At 52.5% G+C, this 17807-nt stretch carries 11 protein-coding genes; 5 read left to right on the top strand and 6 right to left on the bottom strand.

Translation table 11 applies throughout. The features are described from left to right. Nucleotides 1-6: 6 nt before the first annotated feature. Nucleotides 7-5100: an EAL domain-containing protein gene (locus tag AC0IM9_RS08900; RefSeq protein WP_482803762.1), complete on the top strand. Its 5094-nt coding sequence runs from the start codon at nucleotides 7-9 to the stop codon at nucleotides 5098-5100. A gap of 2 nt (nucleotides 5101-5102) precedes the next feature. Next, on the top strand, nucleotides 5103-5963 hold the full coding sequence (locus AC0IM9_RS08895) for an HDOD domain-containing protein (RefSeq protein ID WP_482803761.1): 861 nt from the start codon (nucleotides 5103-5105) through the stop codon (nucleotides 5961-5963). Between the two features lie 34 nt (nucleotides 5964-5997). Here the strand turns inward: AC0IM9_RS08895 and AC0IM9_RS08890 are convergent, their stop codons facing one another. The 3 genes from AC0IM9_RS08890 to AC0IM9_RS08880 all read right to left on the bottom strand — a co-directional run bounded on the left by AC0IM9_RS08890 (nucleotide 5998) and on the right by AC0IM9_RS08880 (nucleotide 10738). Further along, nucleotides 5998-7428, bottom strand: coding sequence for an alkaline phosphatase D family protein (locus AC0IM9_RS08890; RefSeq protein WP_482803760.1), 1431 nt, complete (start codon nucleotides 7426-7428; stop codon nucleotides 5998-6000). A 130-nt stretch (nucleotides 7429-7558) separates the two neighbouring features. Beyond that, nucleotides 7559-9322 (bottom strand): hypothetical protein, encoded by a 1764-nt coding sequence (locus tag AC0IM9_RS08885; protein WP_482803759.1) that lies wholly within the window; start codon nucleotides 9320-9322, stop codon nucleotides 7559-7561. A gap of 57 nt (nucleotides 9323-9379) precedes the next feature. Beyond that, nucleotides 9380-10738, bottom strand: a complete 1359-nt coding sequence (locus AC0IM9_RS08880; RefSeq protein ID WP_482803758.1) for a hypothetical protein — start codon at nucleotides 10736-10738, stop codon at nucleotides 9380-9382. A 185-nt stretch (nucleotides 10739-10923) separates the two neighbouring features. Here AC0IM9_RS08880 and AC0IM9_RS08875 point away from each other — a divergent pair, with 185 nt between their 5' ends. Beyond that, nucleotides 10924-11598 carry a response regulator gene (locus AC0IM9_RS08875; protein ID WP_140912889.1) on the top strand — a complete coding sequence of 225 codons (675 nt, stop codon included), beginning with the start codon at nucleotides 10924-10926 and terminating at the stop codon, nucleotides 11596-11598. 323 nt (nucleotides 11599-11921) lie between these two features. Then, nucleotides 11922-12302, top strand: coding sequence for a type II toxin-antitoxin system VapC family toxin (locus AC0IM9_RS08870; protein ID WP_482803757.1), 381 nt, complete (start codon nucleotides 11922-11924; stop codon nucleotides 12300-12302). Nucleotides 12303-12336: 34 nt separating this feature from the next. Here AC0IM9_RS08870 and AC0IM9_RS08865 read toward each other — a convergent pair whose 3' ends face one another. From AC0IM9_RS08865 to AC0IM9_RS08855, 3 genes are all read right to left on the bottom strand, one after another. Beyond that, on the bottom strand, nucleotides 12337-14175 hold the full coding sequence (locus AC0IM9_RS08865; RefSeq protein WP_482803756.1) for an ATP-binding response regulator: 1839 nt from the start codon (nucleotides 14173-14175) through the stop codon (nucleotides 12337-12339). A gap of 153 nt (nucleotides 14176-14328) precedes the next feature. Continuing rightward, nucleotides 14329-15624, bottom strand: a complete 1296-nt coding sequence (locus AC0IM9_RS08860) for a hypothetical protein (protein WP_482803755.1) — start codon at nucleotides 15622-15624, stop codon at nucleotides 14329-14331. Then, the gene (locus tag AC0IM9_RS08855; protein ID WP_482803754.1) at nucleotides 15621-16535 is read right to left on the bottom strand and encodes an ABC transporter ATP-binding protein; all 915 of its coding nucleotides are present in this window, start codon (nucleotides 16533-16535) and stop codon (nucleotides 15621-15623) included. The genes AC0IM9_RS08860 and AC0IM9_RS08855 overlap by 4 nt, the downstream gene beginning before the upstream one ends. Nucleotides 16536-16789: 254 nt before the next feature. On the opposite strand from AC0IM9_RS08855, the gene AC0IM9_RS08850 reads away from it, so the two are divergent. Then, a complete protein-coding gene (locus AC0IM9_RS08850; protein ID WP_140912895.1) occupies nucleotides 16790-17800 on the top strand; it encodes an isocitrate/isopropylmalate dehydrogenase family protein in 1011 nt (336 codons plus the stop codon). The last annotated feature ends 7 nt before the right edge of the window (nucleotides 17801-17807 follow it).

Raw genomic sequence — 17807 nt, 5'->3', positions numbered from 1 at the left:
ACAGCTATGCCCTTTGTCAGATGGTTTAATAACGCGCCGATCAAAATCAAATTGGTGTCGATGATGACTTTGATCGCCATGTTGACGCTGTGCTTGGCGACAACGGCAATCATCATCAACGAGTATTTTGCAAAAAAGAAAGAAACCGAACAGCAGTTGGTGCTGGTGGCGAATATCATCGCTTCGAATATTTCCGCCGCGCTGGTGTTCGGCGATATGGTTTCGGCCAACACGATGCTGGAGAGTATGCGGACTCGGGACAGCATATTGAACGCCGAGCTCTACGACAAACAAGGCGAATTGTTTGCCGACTACCACTCCGCCAAATCCTCTGTCAGTCACTGGGAGTCCGTGCAGGCCCTGGCGCTTTTGAAGCAGGCCGAAACCCCGGATCCCAACCGCAGTTTGCTGGGTAGCTTGGGAAGTGCGCTTGCGCATTGGTACGACAGACTGTTTCCGTACGTCGACGGCGCTGCCACAGACAAGGACGTATTTCAATACGATGCGGCAAACAACTTGCATTTCGTGCGGCGGATCGAGCTGGACGGCGACACCGTCGGTATATTGCATTTGGTCGACGACCAGAGCGGTTTCTATGCGATCCTGAAAACCTTTTATCTGATTCTCGGCATTATCGTGCTGTTCACGATGCTGTGCATCAGCGCGTTGACCTCCAAAATGCAGCACATCTTTTTGGCGCCGCTACTGAAGTTGATGGAGGCGATGCAGTCGGTCGGCCACGAAAAAAGCTTTTCCCACCGCATCAGCAAAACCAGTTCCGACGAGTTTGGCGATTTGGCCGAGGTCTACAACACCATGCTTGCCGAAATCCAGTTCCGCGACGATCAGCTGGCGATGCACCGGGATTCGCTCGAGCAACAGGTACTGGAACGTACCCGGCAATTGGCGGAAACGAACAAAGAACTGAACATCAGCATAGGCGATGCCCTGGCCGCGAAGGAGCAAGCGGAACAAGCCAGCAAAGCCAAGTCGCAGTTTTTGGCGACGATGAGCCACGAGATCAGAACGCCGATGAACGGCGTGTTGGGCATGACCGAACTGCTGATGGCATCCGGCTTGAACGAGCGGCAAAAACGCTTTGCGGAAACCGCATACCGTTCCGCCAACTCCTTGCTCAGCATCATCAACAACATTCTGGATTTTTCCAAAATCGAAGCCGGCAAACTGCAATTGATCCTGCAAGAGTTCGACTTGCGGCCGATGTTGGAAGAAACCTTGGAATTGTTGGCCGACCAGGCGCATCGCAAGGGCGTGGAATTGATTTTGAACATGCCCCACGATCTGAATTACATCGTCCAGGGCGATGCCGAACGCTTGCGCCAGGTGCTGGTCAATCTGCTCAGTAATGCGATCAAATTTACCGAACGCGGCGACGTGCAACTCAAAATCAGCCGTATCGACGGCAGCGCGGCGGCCGCCGACAAGGTCGGTTTGCTGTTCGAAGTGATCGATACCGGCATCGGTGTGCCGCAAGACCGCCAAAACGAGATCTTCGACAGCTTTACCCAATCGGACGGCAGTATCACTCGCCGTTACGGCGGTACCGGTCTGGGCTTGACCATATCCAAGCAATTGGTGGAGTTGATGGCCGGCGAACTGCATCTGGAAAGCCAAGTCGGCGTCGGCTCGCGGTTTTACTTCAATCTGGAATTCGGCTTGGGCATCCAGGTGGCAATCCCGATGGCCGATACGGCCGATTTGCAAGGCGTGGATATTCTGGTGGTCGACGACAACGCGACCAACCGCGATATTCTGACCACGCAGTTGGCATTGTGGGGCGCCAATCCCACCAGTGTCGATAGCGGGCCGCGAGCCTTGAAAATGCTGCTGGAAGCCGCCGCCGTGCAGCAGCCGTTTCAACTGGCCTTGTTGGATTGGCATTTGCCGATCATGGACGGTTTATCGCTGGCAAAAGCGATTCAAACCGACCGGCGGATTCCCAAGCCCGCCATCATCATGCTCAGTTCGGAGAACGTCAGCTTCCAACCCGAACGCAGCCATGAATACGGCATTAGCTTTTTCCTGAATAAACCGGTGTTTCAGCAGCGTTTGTTGAACTGCCTGCGCGAGACCTTGGCGCGTGACAAGGTCGCCGAGCCGCAGCTGTCGCAATCCGGTAAACCGGTTTCGCCGGCCCGCTTGCGCGGGCGAATACTGGTTGCCGAAGACAATCTGGTCAACCAGGAAGTGGTGAAAAGCTTTTTGGAGAATATGGGCTGTAGCGCCGACGTCGTAAAAAACGGCGAAGAGGCGGTAAAGGCTGCGGTTAGCCGGTCTTACGATTTGATTTTGATGGATTGCCACATGCCGGTCATGGACGGCTTTACCGCGACCCGCAACTTGCGCGAGCAGGAAACTGCGGCGGGTAAAGGCCGGGTGCCGGTTATAGCCTTGACCGCCGACGTGCAGAAAGGTATTCAGGATCAGTGCCACGCGGCCGGGATGGACGGCTATCTGAGCAAGCCTTTCAGCAAAGAGCAGTTACGCGGTTTGTTAGCGGCCTGGCTGCCGGGCACTGGAGCCGGGGCACTTAAAGCGGCAGCCGTACCGCCCGCGCTGCCGCAACCGTCTGTGCCGGGCCCGATTTGTCAAGCCGATACCGCTGAGCTGCGCGAAGTTGTCGATGCGCAGGGCGTCAGCCTGTTCGATAAAGCGGTGGCGTTATATCTGCAAACGGCGGCGGAGAATGCCGAAAAGCTGCGCGAGGCGGTTGCCGCCAATGATCCGCTGGCAGCCGGCAACATTGCACATGCGCTCAAATCGGCCAGCGCCAATCTGGGCGCGCGGGAATTTGCCAAAACCTGTCTGGCTTTGGAGACCGCCGGTCGCCAGGGGTTAATCGATGAAGTTAAAGCCTTGATCGTCACATTCGAGCAGCAATTGCCGGAGGTTTTGGACGAGCTGCGCCATTTGGCCGATGCGAGCCCAGCCGGATCGGCGGTGACAGCCAAACAGGCTTGCGCTGCGTCTGCCGGCGAGGCGGTGCGCTTGTTACTGGTCGATGACGATCCTAATTTCCGTCTGATCACCGGTGAACAATTGAAGTCGGCCGGTTTTCAGGTCGAGGAAGCTTGCAGCGGCGAACAAGCGCTGGAAATGTTGCAGAGCGACATTCCGGATCTGGTGATTCTCGACGCGATCATGGGCGGGCTGGACGGTTTCGAAACCTGCGCCAGGATGACGGCCTTACCCGAAATGATCGATGTACCGGTCATCATGTCGACCGGCCTGGACGATATTGAGTCGATCAATCGCGCCTTTAAGGTCGGCGCCGCCGATTTCATTATCAAACCGCTGAATCACGTGGTGCTGATTCATCACATCAAATTTTTGCTGCGTTCCTATCGGGACACTGCCGAGTTGCGCAATAGCAAGCAACAATTGTCGGCGGCGCAGCGCATAGCCGGCCTGGGCTATTGGACCTGGGACGCCAAACTGGATAGGTTCGAAATATCGCCGTACTTGGCTGAGCTATGCCGGACGAATCCGGAATATTTCGAGGGCGAGTTGGCCAAATATCTGGATTTGATCGATGTCGCCGACCGATCCAAAGTGGAAGAGGTGATCAAGGCCGCAGCGGAGGGCAAACCGGCCCCATACACCGAATACCGGCTGCTGAGCGAAAGCGACGAACCGATAACGGTGCGCCAGGATACGGCGTTGATCAACAGCGGGGCGCAAAGTTACGTTACCGGGACGGTTCAGGATATTTCCAAACAGAAGGAATCGGAAAAAATCATCCACCAGTTGGCTTATTTCGACGAACTCACCGGTTTGGCCAGCCGGGTGCATTACCATTCGCGGATGCAACAAACCATCAAGGCGGCCTCCCGTGCCCAGCAGGAGTTCGCCTTCCTGTTTTTGGATTTGGACGAGTTTAAATACGTCAACGACAGTTTTGGTCACAACGTCGGCGACCAGTTTCTGAAAGCCATCGCCCAGCGGATCCAAAGCGTGGTGCGGGAGGAAGATTTTGCTGCGCGCTTGGGCGGCGACGAGTTTTGCATCATCGTCAATACCATCACCGACGAGTTCCAGGCCATGGATATCGCCGAACGGTGCTTGCAGGAAATCAACCGGCCATTGATCCTGAGCGGCCATCATTTGAAGCCGCGGGTCAGTATCGGCATCGCCATTTACCCGAAAGACGGCGACAACGAGCACGACTTGATGAAAGCCGCCGATACCGCGATGTATTCGGCCAAAACCGCCGGCAAACAGCGCTACGCCTATTACCGGCCGGAAATGACCGGTCTGGCGATCAAACGCTTACAAGACGAGCAAATGCTGCGCGACGCGTTGGACCAAGGCCAGTTCGAGTTGTTTTACCAGCCCCAGGTCGGCATGCTCGACGGCCGGATGATCGGTATCGAAGCCTTGGCCCGCTGGCGCCATCCGCAGCGGGGCATTATCGGGCCCAGCGAATTTATCCCGCTGGCGGAAACTTTGGGTCTGATCGGCAAGATCGACGAATGGGCGCTGCGTAGCGCCTGTATGCAGTTATCCGAATGGCGCGAGCAGGGACTGCCGCTGATGACGATGGCAGTCAACGTTTCGGCCAGCCATTTCCGCGATCCGCTGTTCATTTCCTCGCTAAGGGATATTCTGCAGCAAACCGCCATTCCCGCCGAATACCTGCAATTGGAAGTGACCGAAAGCGCGATGCAGGACGCAGCCGATATCGATGTATTCCACAAGGTCAAAGAACTTGGGGTAAAAATCGCCATCGACGATTTCGGTACCGGTTATTCGTCTTTGGTCTCGTTAAAACAAATGCCGGTGGACTGTTTGAAGATTGACCGCATCTTCGTCCAAGACGTATTGATTAATCCGCAAACGCCGATCCTATTGGGAACCATCATTGGCATGGCTCATGCGATGCATTTTTGCCTGATTGCCGAAGGGGTGGAAACCATCGATCAGGCCATGGTGATGACCGGCTTGGGCTGTCAGATCGTGCAAGGATTCTTGTTTAGCACGCCGCAACCGGCTATTGCGATGCCCGCCTTGTTCCGGAAAGATTTTCGTTTGGAGTTCGTCGACGCCAAACCCAGTCCGTTTATCCCGCCCGACAATTGAATATGCAGCGACTCGATTTACCTGATGCACTTGCCGACATTAAGCAACTGCCGGCCCTGCCGCACGATGTCCATCACCTGATTCAAGCCTTGTCTGACGACGGTCTGGACTACTCCGGCTTGGCGAAAGTGTTGCAGAATCACCCGACGATTTGTTCCCGCCTGATCGCCTTGGCCAATTCGGCCTGGCTGAACAACAACGGCGAAGCGGTCACCTCGATAGAGCGCACCTGTTTCAAATTGGGTTTGAACATCGTACGTGGTGTCAGTATCGGTTTGGCGGTAATGAAGCCATTCAACGTCAATCAGTGCCGTAGTTTCGATATCCGACGTTACTGGGTCAGCAGTATGCTTGCGGCGCAAGCGGCGACCGATCTGGCTTGGGCGTTACCGGACGCGGCTGTCGACGAAGCGTTTGTGCAAACCGTGCACACCGCCGGCATCTTGCATAACCTGGGTTTGTTATGTCTGGCCGATACTATGGCGGAACAGACCCAGGAAGCCGTGCGCTTGAAGCGAGCCAATCCGCAATTGCATTTAAACCAGGCATTGCGCCAGACCGTAGGCACCGATTACTGCGAAATCGGCGCCCATCTGGCGCGCTATTGGGGAATCCCGGAAGCCTTGTGTACGATCATCGAACATCACCGTCATCCCGGTTACCGCGGCGACTATTGGCAGCAAACCTTGGTAGTCGGTGCTGCCACGCGCTTGGTCAGCGCCTTGTTCAAGGATGCGGAAATGCCGAAGTTGGAGATGCTGGAGATATTGGCTATCGCGGAAAACACGGAACAACGCTGCTTTGCCCAACTGCAAACCGAGTTTGTCAAGACCAAAGAGCTGGCCAAGGTGTTGTTCGGTTAAGGGCGGCGCGGCTGCATCCAGGCCGACGCTGGGCTCAAAAGAAAAACGGCCGCGGATAAGCCGGAAACGGGTTGCCTTTGCGGTCGAAAATCTCCGCGCTGCACCATGGCTTGCCTTTGCCGATGTCCACCGACACTGCCATAAAGGCTTCGTCGCCGATAAAGCCTTCGCCTTCGTAACGGTATTCGATGCGGTCGCGACTGCGGCGGTTGCCGTCGGTCCATTGCATGAACTCCAAGGTGCGGCCGCCGTAAAAATCGCTGGCGCTTTCGTGCGGATACGGCCAGTAAAACGGCGACGACACCAGCGAAGTCGTTAAAAACGCGGGGTCCTGGTAACAGCGCATCCGGGCGAAGCTGGAGTTATGTACGTCGCCGGACAGGAACACCACGTCACTGATGCCTTCTACGCGGATGAATTCCAGAATCATGCTGCGCTCGTCGTTAAAGCCGGCCCATTTATCGTCGCCGCCCTTGTTGGGTTTCGGGTCCGGAAAAAACGGCACGCTGGACACGACGAATTTGACCGGCGCGTCGCGGTTCTGGTGCAGCCAGTCGAAAAAGGCATTTAGCTGCTCGCGGCCGAGCAGGGTTTTACCACCCACCGCGTTGGCATCGTTGATGCGCAAGGTGCGAGTATCCATTACGAAGAACGCAAACGGCCCTTTCGCGAAGCTGTACCAGAACTGGCCGTTCGGTGTATCCGGATTATGCAGGTGCTGGTAGGAGGCGTAAGCCCGCATCCGCATCGCATAAAACCCGCTATCGGCCTCGCTGCGCATCTGGTCCTTGGACCAATCGTTGCGAATTTCGTGGTCGTCCAGAATCATGTAAGTCGGCACGCTACGCATCAAATTGGCAATATGCGGCAATTGAAACGACTTACGGTAAATCTCGCACAAGGCGTCGAAGTTTTTGTATTCGTACAGCTTGTTCAACGGATCGGCATACACCTGGTCGCCCACCGCCAGAAAGAAATCCAGCGGCCGCCGCAGATGTAGGTTGGCGATCGAGCGAAAAGTCTTGTCGCCTTTTTCTGCATCGTTTTGAAACAGATTGTCCCAATACAGATAACGACAGGAGCCGAACACGAACTCCAGCCGGGTATCGTTGCTGCCGCGATCGGTCTTGAACGTTGCTACCGCTTTCTTCGCGCCGGTAACGACCGGGCCGGGAACCGGCGTCCCGGTCGGCGGCGCATCGGCATCGCGTTTGTACACGACGCCGCATTCCACCCGGTAAGTTGTATTAGGCTTGAGCTGATCGAATTGGGCGACGCCGGTGAAGTCGTAATAATCCTTCAAGAAACAAAACTGCGACGCGACCAGTTTGGCACCCTCGTATAAATCGAACGCGCCGTAACAAAACTCTCGGCTGTTATGGTTGGGACCTTTCGCGCCGCGAATCCAGATTTTGGCGGAGGTGTCGGTGGTGTGGCCGATGATGGGGCCTAGGGTGATGGTCATGGTGGCACCTTGCTATTTTTTGGTGTAAGGGCGTATTTGCCACTATCAGGTAGACATCCAAGATTTGAATTACGCTGATGGTTTTCATGAAAAATAACTTAATCAAGGAGTTATTTTATGAAGCTCAAAGTCATTGGTTGGGAAAAACACAATCAGGTTTTTCACTATTTGGGTTCCAGCATTCGTCATCCCAAAATTTAAAGCGGCTTGCCATGTCGCTGTGTGTTTGTGGGTTGGCATGTTCTACATCTGATCCAGCACTATATACTTTCAAAGAAATCTGATCACGAAGAGAATAATGAGTGTTATGCAAGCTAGGCAGCAAATTATCATAGCGACCGACAGTTCGTTGTTTAGGCGACAACGGCTTATCTAAAAAGTTATCGATCCAGACCAATAACGAACCACGAGCGGGAATATCAAACGCCATTTTCTCACTTTCCTCAGCTCGAGGATGTAACTGGAAATGATAGATATGGCGGTTATGATCCCTGGATAGCCACGGAAAAATTTTCGTTTCATAATCGTGTACAGTTGCTGCGCCAGCAACATAAACCAGTTTTGAAATAGGAAGGTCTTCACCAAAGTTGCGAATCAATTCGTTTGCCACAATCGTTCCCATGCTATGGCCAACTAAAACTATTTCTCTTTCCTTATCGTTTTCTTCGCGTAGTTTGTCAGCAAGCTTTTTTAAAAATAGACTAAGACCGCCATGCTTTGGGATGTCGAGTAATTTTTGTTTCGATGCGGCAGTGTTTGTAAGCTCCGATTTAGTTAGTTCCTCCTCGCTGTTAAAAAGCATGTCTATATGTCTCAGCATTAAATCCCAGGACATTCCTCCAAATGTATCGATGATTGGGGTTGTCAATATTTTTCCAGGGAAGGAAATTATATATCTACCGAAGTTAGTGACTAGTTCGGCTGCTTGGCGTTCATCTTCACCTATATATATGTCGAATGATTTTGAGTTTTCTTCTTTCTTAATGATTTTGTTTCTGGTATTGTTTCCACTTGTTTTCTTGAATTTAAGTCTTAATAAATCAGGTGCTTCAGAAAATGATAGATTGCTCAGGCAATCTTCTTGATCCCAGAGTTGATTGTCTTTGTTTCTGTAAGGATATTGGTATTTTTTACACAAAGTCTCTTTCGCAATTGTTGCGGGATAATCTTGCGGGTCTTTTAGAGCAGGAGCGGTTTGAGCGTCGTTGTATATCAAGCTTCCAATTACATTTGGCCATCGTAGAGCACTTTTTGTCAAGTCGGATGCAAAAATAAAAGGAGCGGTAACGTAACCCCAAATGCCTGCACTCTTTCCTTGACGGATGGAGAATAGTCCGTCGGAATAGCTGTTGATGAGAGATGATCGCCAATTTACAAAAATAGGATAATATTTGTTATCTTCAAGAATCATTTTGTTTCTGGATTTGCAAGCAACCTTATCGTTTTTTGAATCATCGCATATTTCTCCGTTTCTCGGGTCTTCTGCAAGTCTAGCCAAACTGTCCATTTGGGTGTTTAATCCACCATGAATAAAAATCAGGATTTTTTTTCTAGATTCTTGCTTAAAAATGTTATCGATTATTATGTCAGTATAGGCGTCAAACTGTTCATAACTTAGATTTCGGTATTTCCCCAAATCAGCATGCCAGCTCTCCGGCGAATTTGCCAGCGAATCGGTATTTATTAATGGGATATTTCCATGCGGATTCAGAGGTTTTCCATCTTCGTCGAACATCAAGACGTGCTCGTTTGGCACTTTGAGCTTTTTTGGAGCTAAGCTACACCCTCCTAGGTTTATTGCCAATATTAATGTCAGAATAAGGCTTTTATTTGTCATTTTTTCAATAACCATTTGAATATAAACTTTAAGGGTTGCATATTCTGTATTTAACAAGCCGTAAACGTTATTTTTGATATTTGAATTTATTGATAGATATTATTTTTATATAATCTACTTGCTGCTTTTGGTTGTTTCTGTTGTTGTTTTTGTGGTTGAGCCGTTTTTTTGTTTTAACTTCTCAATGGTTTTAGTCTCAACAATTTTTGTTTTTTCAACAATATTCATTGCCTGATCAGAAGCGGGTATTTTCACTTTTTCAACTACGGGTTGAGAGCTATCTCTGGGTAAAGAAATAGGGACGATAATCTTCATCGAGTTTTCTGAATCAGAGTTATCAAGGATATAGTTGTTAGAGCAATTTCTCTCTGGTTTACCATATTCTTTATAACAAGCGGTCGTCTCTAGGTATAGCTTGTCTTTAATTGGGGTTTCAATATACGCCGACACGTGATAAGGCACTGACTCCAAGCGTTGTGTGTTTGTATAAGGATTCATAAAGATTGGGATATAAAATGTGCGCTCTTCTACGTGTTGTCGAGGTGAAATTATGAAATGGAAGTCGGCATCGCGCTTGCATTTACTCCATAGAGGAATTCCTGAATCTTTAGCACATGTATCATTTTCGCTTTTTGTTTCAATTATCCCTCTTAGAATTGGGTGTTTACGCTGCTCAACATCTGCTTGACGTAATCGTTCCGCATAATCAAGATTAGCTGCGATTTCCGTCCATGTTCCGGTAAGTCCAAATTGGGATTGGTTCATTGAGGCGTAATAACTATCTGCTATATCGCCTTCGTGCTCTGGTTCGAGACGGACTACTTGAGAATTATCCAAAGGCTGAATACATTTCTCATCTTTACATAGTCTAAATTTAATATCTGCATGATAATCTTTTGTATAATTCCTAAAGCCGTTGTATAAATCAGCCCAGCGCCATATATATTCCCAATAATTTTGGCGTTCAGGTTCAATCCAAAGAGTAAAGCCAATCTTATATAATTGTTTTTGATTGTCTTTGTATAGAAAGCTTAAGTCTTTCATGCGTTGTTTGTGAGCAGCGAAAGCTTCTAACGTGCTGATTTTATCCATTAGAAGGCCGTTCGGTTTGTCATTACTAGTGATTATCGAAACTTCATTTGCTTTCGGCAAAATCTCCTCATTATTCCCTGATGTGCTTATCGGCGACGTTGCATTTGGTGAGGCGGATACAGAGCCTTTAACGGCCTGAGCGTATTCAATTTTTGACACACGATTCGTCTTTAACGGGTCCAAATCTTCTATATCGGTGTCTTTTGTCTTGACACTCATCCGTGTCTGCATATAACTGGCATATTCATCCAGACTTTTCTTGGAGAGTTCCGCTGGTAATATTGTTGGCGTACCCAAACCGAATGTTCCAGTGCTAGGAGTACACCCTGTTAATCCTTGAAATAAAGTCAAACTAATTGTCCAAGTGATTAGGCGGTTCATTGATACTCTCCCAGTTTATATTTTGAAGTGGCAGTGAGTAGGATTTAATATTTCGGTTTTTAACAATTCTCAACCAAAGAAATTACTTAATCCAATCGTTTTTCGTGCCAGTACAAACGTACTGGGTAGAATCCTTACCTTCTGGAGTTACAATCGCTTAATCGGGTACGCCAAGAGGGTGATGGATGAATATTTTGCTGATCGACGACCACTTCTGCGCTCGCGAAGGCGTGGCGTGTTTGTTGAAACAGATCTACCCGGATGTGCAGGTATTCGAGGCGGAGAGCTTTGCCGCCGGCTTGGTCATTGCCCGCGAGCAAGCCTTGAATTTGGTTTTACTGGATTTGCAGTTACCGGATCGCGTGGGTCTGGAGGGTTTGGCCGAACTAAAACAAGAATTTCCGGATTTGTGCGTCGTGATGTTTTCCGGGGTGGAAGACAGAGAAATAGTGTTTCAGGCTTTGAAGTTCGGGGCGATGGGTTTTGTCGTGAAAACCGTTTCGCGGCAAGCTTTTGTCGAGGCCTTACGCGACGTGTTGTCCGGCAAGGTGTATTTGCCGGCGACGATTGCCGGTAAAGCTTCTTTACAGGTTAGCAATGCCGAGGCGGAAGCCGGTATTCGGCGGGTCAGCAACCCAGCCAACTTGGGCTTGACGCCGCGCGAGTTCGAGATTCTGCGTTGGATTGCCTGCGGATATACCAATAAGTCCATCGCCAATAAATTGCATATTCAGGAACAGACCGTGAGAAATCATCTGCGGCCGATTTTCCAGAAGTTCGGCGTGTCGCGGCGCACCGAGTTGCTAGTGAAGTTATTCGAGCAGGGGATTGTGTTTGGTTTGCCGGAGGCGGCACCTTGAGGATTGCATGGACATTGTTTTGTCCCTCCACAATGGTAAAATATTTAATCTAAAGTAATTATTTGTTCCTGTCATGCAGCTCACAGCATCCCAACTTCAATCGAAACACAAAGCTCTGATCGATGCCCTTAAACGCGGGGAGTGTGTCGAGATTACGTATCATGGCCAAGTAGTTGGCGTCGTTCATCCTGCCGTGCCCACTGTTAACTCGGAGGAGCAAGAAGCGGCAATGAATGAGTTTTTTGGTATGCATCGTGATGCCAGTATCGTGACCGTGGAAGATGAATTGCGTAATATCCGTAGAGGTCGCCGGAGTCGGCTGAGTGATCTTTGATACCAATATTTTGATCTATGTCGACCGTGGCGTCGTCTCAGCCAAACAGTTGATTCTTGATACTCAGCAACGGTCCATTTCCGCAGTCACCTACATGGAGTATGTGCCGTTTTGTCGAAACAAAAAGGAATTGGCGATCTTCGAAAATATGCTGCAAGCCCTACAATTCAACATTCATGAAGTCGATCATGGGATTTCGTATCACGCCAGACAACTGGTTCGCCAATTTGCGCTGAGTCACAGTATGGAAATGGGCGACGCCTTGATTGCTGCTACCGCTATGGCGCGCAAGGAGCTGTTATGCACCAGCAACGTCAAACACTTTTCCCAGATCAACGGTCTGATGCTTGATCATTACCAACCCGATTAAACCGGATTAATATCTCGTTACTGTAGTTGGCGAATTATTTTTTTTCTCGCTCCAGCGCCTTAACCATCATCCCCATCAACACGTCCGACCTTGCCGGTTTACGCAGCAGACAGGTGTTGGCAGGCCATTTGGCTTTGTCCTGGTCGCTGATGCCGGCCGCGGATAGCACCAGAATCGGTAGCGGGCCGCAGTCGGCGTGGACCGCGGCGACGATGTCGTGTGCGGTTTGTTGGTTGCCAAGGTAAAAGTCGGTAATCAATAGATCCGGAACCAAAAGATTGTCGGCCAATGCCAATCGGGTTTCGGCCAGTGACGTGGCGGTTTGCACCTCGCAGCCCCAAGCCCGGAGTTGGCAGCTCAGCGCTGCCAGCATTTCGGCGTCGTCGTCCACCGCTAAAATATAACGGCCGGCCAAGTCCCCGGTTTGCGTCGGCGAATTGCCTGAGGCTTCAGCCGAGTGGGAGATTGGTAGGTCGATACGAAAGTCGCTACCGTGTTGGGGGCGGGAACACAATTCCAGCCGATGTTCGGGTAGATGTTGAATGGCGGTGGCGACATAGGCCAGGCCGATGCCTAAACCGGGAACCGTCTGGTCTGATGTGCGGCGCTGGCCACGGACGAATTCCTTGAAAATCTCGCCTTGCACCTCAGCGGCGATGCCGGGCCCGCTGTCGCGAACGTGCAGCTTCAACCGGTCCGGGCCGATTTTGACCGCTGACACGACGATCCAGCCGCTTTGGGTGTATTTGATGGCGTTATCCAGCAGGTTGCCGATGATTTGGCTCAAAATGCTGGGATCGCTGTAGACATTGAACGGCGGGCTTTGCCGCAGATGCACGATCAATTTCAGATCGCGCTTGGCGGCTTGCGGGGCGAATTGGTTTTCCAGCCCGGCCAGCAGCAGGTTGATGTCGACATGAGCCAACAATGGCCGCTGAGTGCCGTTTTCCAGGTTGCCGATGTCCAGGATGTGGTTGATGGCCCGGCTGAGTTCGTCGATGGCAAAGCCCATGCGACCGGCGATTGCTTGCAAATGCTGGCCGGCCGGTTCGGCGCAGGCCGTTTCCAGGACCGATGCGTAACAGTTCAAGGCCTGCAACGGTTGTCGCAGGTTGTGGCTGAGCTGGCGCAGGAAGCAGCTTTTGCGTTCGGCGATGATTTCGACTTTGCGTTTTTCCCGAAACGAATTGCGGGCGTAAGCTTCCAGTTGGCAGCGGGTGCAGACGCCGAACAGGTTGACGATAAACAGGTTTAATATCGACGGAATCAAATCGACGATGCTCAAACCCAACCAGTAGCCGGCCAGCGGCATCGCCAACGTCGTGCTCCAGCCAAAACCTATCGTCGCCCGCAACGACATGAACATCTGGCCGTAACTGAAAAAATACATTGGCAGCAGCGCCGGCCAGGTTTCCTGGTAGTAACGCGGGTTGTCCTCGATCAACAGCACGGCGATCAGCTGGATTGCAGACAAACCGGCGCTCAGTTTGGCGACACCGTTGATTTTGTCTGCTGCGTTTGGACAGTGTTGCAAATAGTGGAACAGGCCGAATAGCAGCAGCACGATCGGCAGGCGCATGCAGGCGTTGGCTGTCGATGCGGTTCCGGTGTGCAGATCGAGCAGGATATAGGCTAGAAAAGCGCAAGCGCCCAGGGCCAGCGCCCATTTCAGCGGGGACAGCAGTACCCGGTAACGTTCTCGCCAAAACTCCTGTTCGGTGTCGGCATCGAATTGCGGAATGGCGAATAGCCGGCGGGGTGTAAGCGCGGCGTACAATTCCTTGAGATTAAAGGAAATAGCGGCCGGTGCGGCCGGCGGTCGGAGAAAGGATTTTACCGAAAAATGTGCGATGAACGGCCTGGAACTGAGCATGTTACCGATTCCTTGTGCGGTGCCGGCAACTGCGGATGACGGAGTCGCGCAAGCGCTGGCGGCGTGGCTTTGTTGTTATGGCTCGGTCTGCATTCTCCCGGCTAATCCAGAATTAGGCAAGGTAATTTCTAACGGTCCAAACGGTTCTATTTATCAGACGGTTTGCCGCCAACGCTGATAAGCCAAACGCAAGACAACGGCGCTTTGCATAGCGGCATAGAGCAGGGCAGCCAATGCGGAATCTGCGCAGAGCGGAAAAAATAACGCCGACAGGCCACTCATGCCCAGGGCGCTGAACAGGCCGGGCAGCACACCGTATAGCAACACCGCTGCCAGCAAACTTAAATTAAATGCCCGTTGCGGGTTTTTGCCGTAGCAGAGGTAAACGTAAATCGCGCAGTCGCGCAAGATCAGCAATAGTGCTGCCAACGGGTAGCTGTGCAAGGATAACTCGAACCAGGCGATATGGGCTCGATTGGCACTGAGGTATAGCGCAAACGGTACGGCCAGCGCGAAGCTCAGCCAGCTTAGCGGGAACTCTTCCATTACCCGGCGCCAGTTGCGTTGCCGGTAATACTCCAGCAAGCGCTTGATCTGCATCGGTTGCTGGGGTTCGGCGACAACGCTTAGGTACGTCAAGCCGCCGCAAACGCCGAATCCGGCCATCGCCAAGCCAAAATTGCCAGACGGTATCACTCCGCCCAGATAAACCACCAAAAATACGATGAAGCCGAGCCAGGCCGTTGGCGGCTTGCGTAGTCCTAAGGCTTGCGCCAGCAGCCGGTAATTGGCGACCATGCACCAGCACACGGCGCAGAACAGGCTGAATTGGCGGAAATCCTGTTGCGCAAATTGCCAGCCGTACCACAGTTGCCAGCGAAATCCGGCGGAACCCAGGCCGGCGATTTCCGATAAGTCGCCGAGTTGCGGTGCGACCACGGCAAAGCCGATCAGCGCCGGCAGCAGAATCGAGCCGGTTTTGGTTTGGCCGCGCCCAACCGCCAATAATCCCAATAACAACGCCGCACTTTGCACCAACAAGCCGCCGGCGATGGCATAAAAGTAAAAGCGGGGCAGGTCGGTACTCTGGCCGGCCGACAAGGTGTACACCAACAGGCAAAAACTGGCGCAGTACCAGACCATGCTGGTGCTGCCCAACAATTTGCCCCAGGCCATTTGCCAAGGGCCCAACGCCGATAAGCGTTGCGTGTCCCAGGTGCGGTCGCGGTATTCGTCGACGATGCTGTCCAGGCTTTGGCGAGCGCCCCACAGCAAGGTAATCAGCCAGAACAGGCCCAGCGCGGCTGCGCTGCTGATCGAGCCGAAGCGGTAGTCGTCCAGAAAATAGCAAAACGCGAAAACGGTGCCGAGCACCGCAGTGGCCGAGCTGAGGCGGGCCGGCGGGCATTCCAGCAGCAATTGGCGTTCGAATTCGGGATTGGTGGTCATGGCTGTTTATGCAGGGTTTGCAGATAGGCGTCTTGCAGATTGACCGTAGCAGGGCCGAATTCGCACACCGGCATGCCGGTATCGAGCAATGCTTTCAGCACCTGATGTTGGCGGTCGCCGTCGTTTTCCAGATTGACGATCGCCATGCGGTCCTGATCGGTGCGTACCAGCTCCACTCCCTGCAGTTTTTGCAAGGTCTCGGTCAATTGCGGGTATGCGCCAGCTAATACCAGGCGGAACGGTTTGCGTAGCGTCGGCGCGTTGATCACGGCATGCTCGACGATGCGGCCCTGGCGTAGTACCAGCATGTCGGTGCTGTATGCCTCGAGTTCGGCCAGGATGTGTGACGACACCATCAAGGTCATGCCCTGGCGCTGCAACTGCAGAAACAGCTCGGCCAGTTGATGGCGAGCTTCCGGATCCAGGCCGGAGGCCGGTTCGTCCAACAGCACCACGGCGGGTTTGTGGATGATGGCCTGGGCGATGGCCACCCGCTGCCGCAGGCCGCGCGATAATGCGCCGGGGTACTGGTCCAGCCGATCTTCGATTTGCAGGCCCTTCGCCACATCGGCGATTGCTGCAACGCAATCGACTGCGGCGATGCCCTGGGCCCGAGTGACGTAGTGCAGGCATTGCCGCACAGTCAGGCGTTGGTAGAGGCCGAAAAAGTCGGATAAGTAGCCGATGATACGATGGCAAGCGCGCGGGTGTTCCAGTACGTCGATCCCGCCGATTTCAATGCCGCCGCTGACGGGTTGCTCCAACGCCGCCATACAGCGTAGTAGGGTGGTCTTGCCGGCACCGTTCGGACCGACTAATGCGGTGATTCGGCCTTGCGGGACGGTAAAACTTGCCCGGTCCAACGCGCGCACGCCGGGATATTCGAAAATCAGATCATCGACGGTAATCATCGGCAAGACCTTGCGGTGGAGTTAAACCGGATAATACCGATAATTTCGGCGAAAAGCTGGGCCGGAACGGTGTGCAGGCCAAAATGATTGTCGGTACAAGATTTGCTTGGAGAAGATATTGAGGACGGCCAAGTACTGGGATTCCATCGGCAACCCAGGGTGGCCGGCCCCTGGCAGGCGCGCCGCCCACATGGGCCGGCGCACCGAAACGGTGTATCATGAGCACCATTTTTAAACAAAAGCAGGAGATATGAATGCACAACGTCACGTTGATCAAAGGTGATGGTATCGGTCCTTCGATTATGGAAGCCGCAGTCGCGGTGATTAACGCCTCCGGTGCGAAAATCCACTGGCACGAAGCCGACGCCGGCATGTCGGCTTACGAGCGGACCGGTACGCCATTGCCCGATGCGACGATGGAATCGATCGCCCAGACCCGAGTGGCGTTCAAGGGTCCGTTGACCACGATGGTCGGCGAGGGCTTCAGAAGTATCAACGTGGAACTGCGCAAGCAATACGATCTTTATGCCAACGTGCGTCCGGCCAAAAGCTGGAACGGCGTGAAAACCCGTTACGACGATGTCGACATTGTCATCGTCCGCGAGAACACCGAAGGTTTGTACGTCGGTCTGGAACACTATTTAACCCCAGCCAAGGATATTGCCGAAAGCTTGGCGGTTGTGACCAAGGCCGGTTCCGAGCGCATCGTCGATTACGCCTTCAAATACGCGATCGACAACGGCCGTAAAAAAGTCACGGTTTGCCATAAGGCCAATATCCTGAAATACACTCAGGGCCTGTTCCTGAAAACCGCTCGCGAAGTCGCCGCCAAATATCCGGATATCGAATTTGACGAGAAAATCGTCGATGCCGCCTGCATGCACATGGTGATGAAACCGGAGCAATTCGACGTGGTCGTTACCACCAACATGTTTGGCGACATTTTGTCCGATCTGACCGCCGGTCTGGTGGGTGGCTTGGGGCTGATTCCCGGCGCCAACATCGGTGAGGACGCGGCCTTGTTCGAAGCGGTGCACGGCAGCGCACCGGACATCGCCGGTAAAAACATCGCCAACCCGACTGCGGTGATGATGGCCGGCGTGATGATGCTGAACCATCTCGGCGAACACGAGGCGGCAGTGCGGATGCAAAATGCCATTGAAAAAGTCGTCAACGACGGCGTTTATGTGACGCCGGATTTGAATCCGGCCAGCCAATACGGAACCAAGGAAATGGGGCAGGCCATTGTCGATGCGATGGAGTGATTAATCT

Source organism: Methylomonas sp. Uni0011, assembly GCF_056850255.1.
The sequence above is the reverse complement of the archived record's forward strand: the minus strand, read 5'-3'. Positions and strand labels throughout refer to the sequence as shown.

Bases quoted from the DNA above. Each gene is read 5' to 3' on its own strand.
- AC0IM9_RS08900 (WP_482803762.1), top strand. From the start codon at position 7: ATGCCCTTTGTCAGATGGTTTAATAACGCGCCGATCAAAATCAAATTG.
- AC0IM9_RS08895 (WP_482803761.1), top strand. From the start codon at position 5,103: ATGCAGCGACTCGATTTACCTGATGCACTTGCCGACATTAAGCAACTG.
- AC0IM9_RS08890 (WP_482803760.1), bottom strand. From the start codon at position 7,428: ATGACCATCACCCTAGGCCCCATCATCGGCCACACCACCGACACCTCC.
- AC0IM9_RS08880 (WP_482803758.1), bottom strand. From the start codon at position 10,738: ATGAACCGCCTAATCACTTGGACAATTAGTTTGACTTTATTTCAAGGA.
- AC0IM9_RS08875 (WP_140912889.1), top strand. From the start codon at position 10,924: ATGAATATTTTGCTGATCGACGACCACTTCTGCGCTCGCGAAGGCGTG.
- AC0IM9_RS08865 (WP_482803756.1), bottom strand. From the start codon at position 14,175: ATGCTCAGTTCCAGGCCGTTCATCGCACATTTTTCGGTAAAATCCTTT.
- AC0IM9_RS08860 (WP_482803755.1), bottom strand. From the start codon at position 15,624: ATGACCACCAATCCCGAATTCGAACGCCAATTGCTGCTGGAATGCCCG.
- AC0IM9_RS08855 (WP_482803754.1), bottom strand. From the start codon at position 16,535: ATGATTACCGTCGATGATCTGATTTTCGAATATCCCGGCGTGCGCGCG.
- AC0IM9_RS08850 (WP_140912895.1), top strand. From the start codon at position 16,790: ATGCACAACGTCACGTTGATCAAAGGTGATGGTATCGGTCCTTCGATT.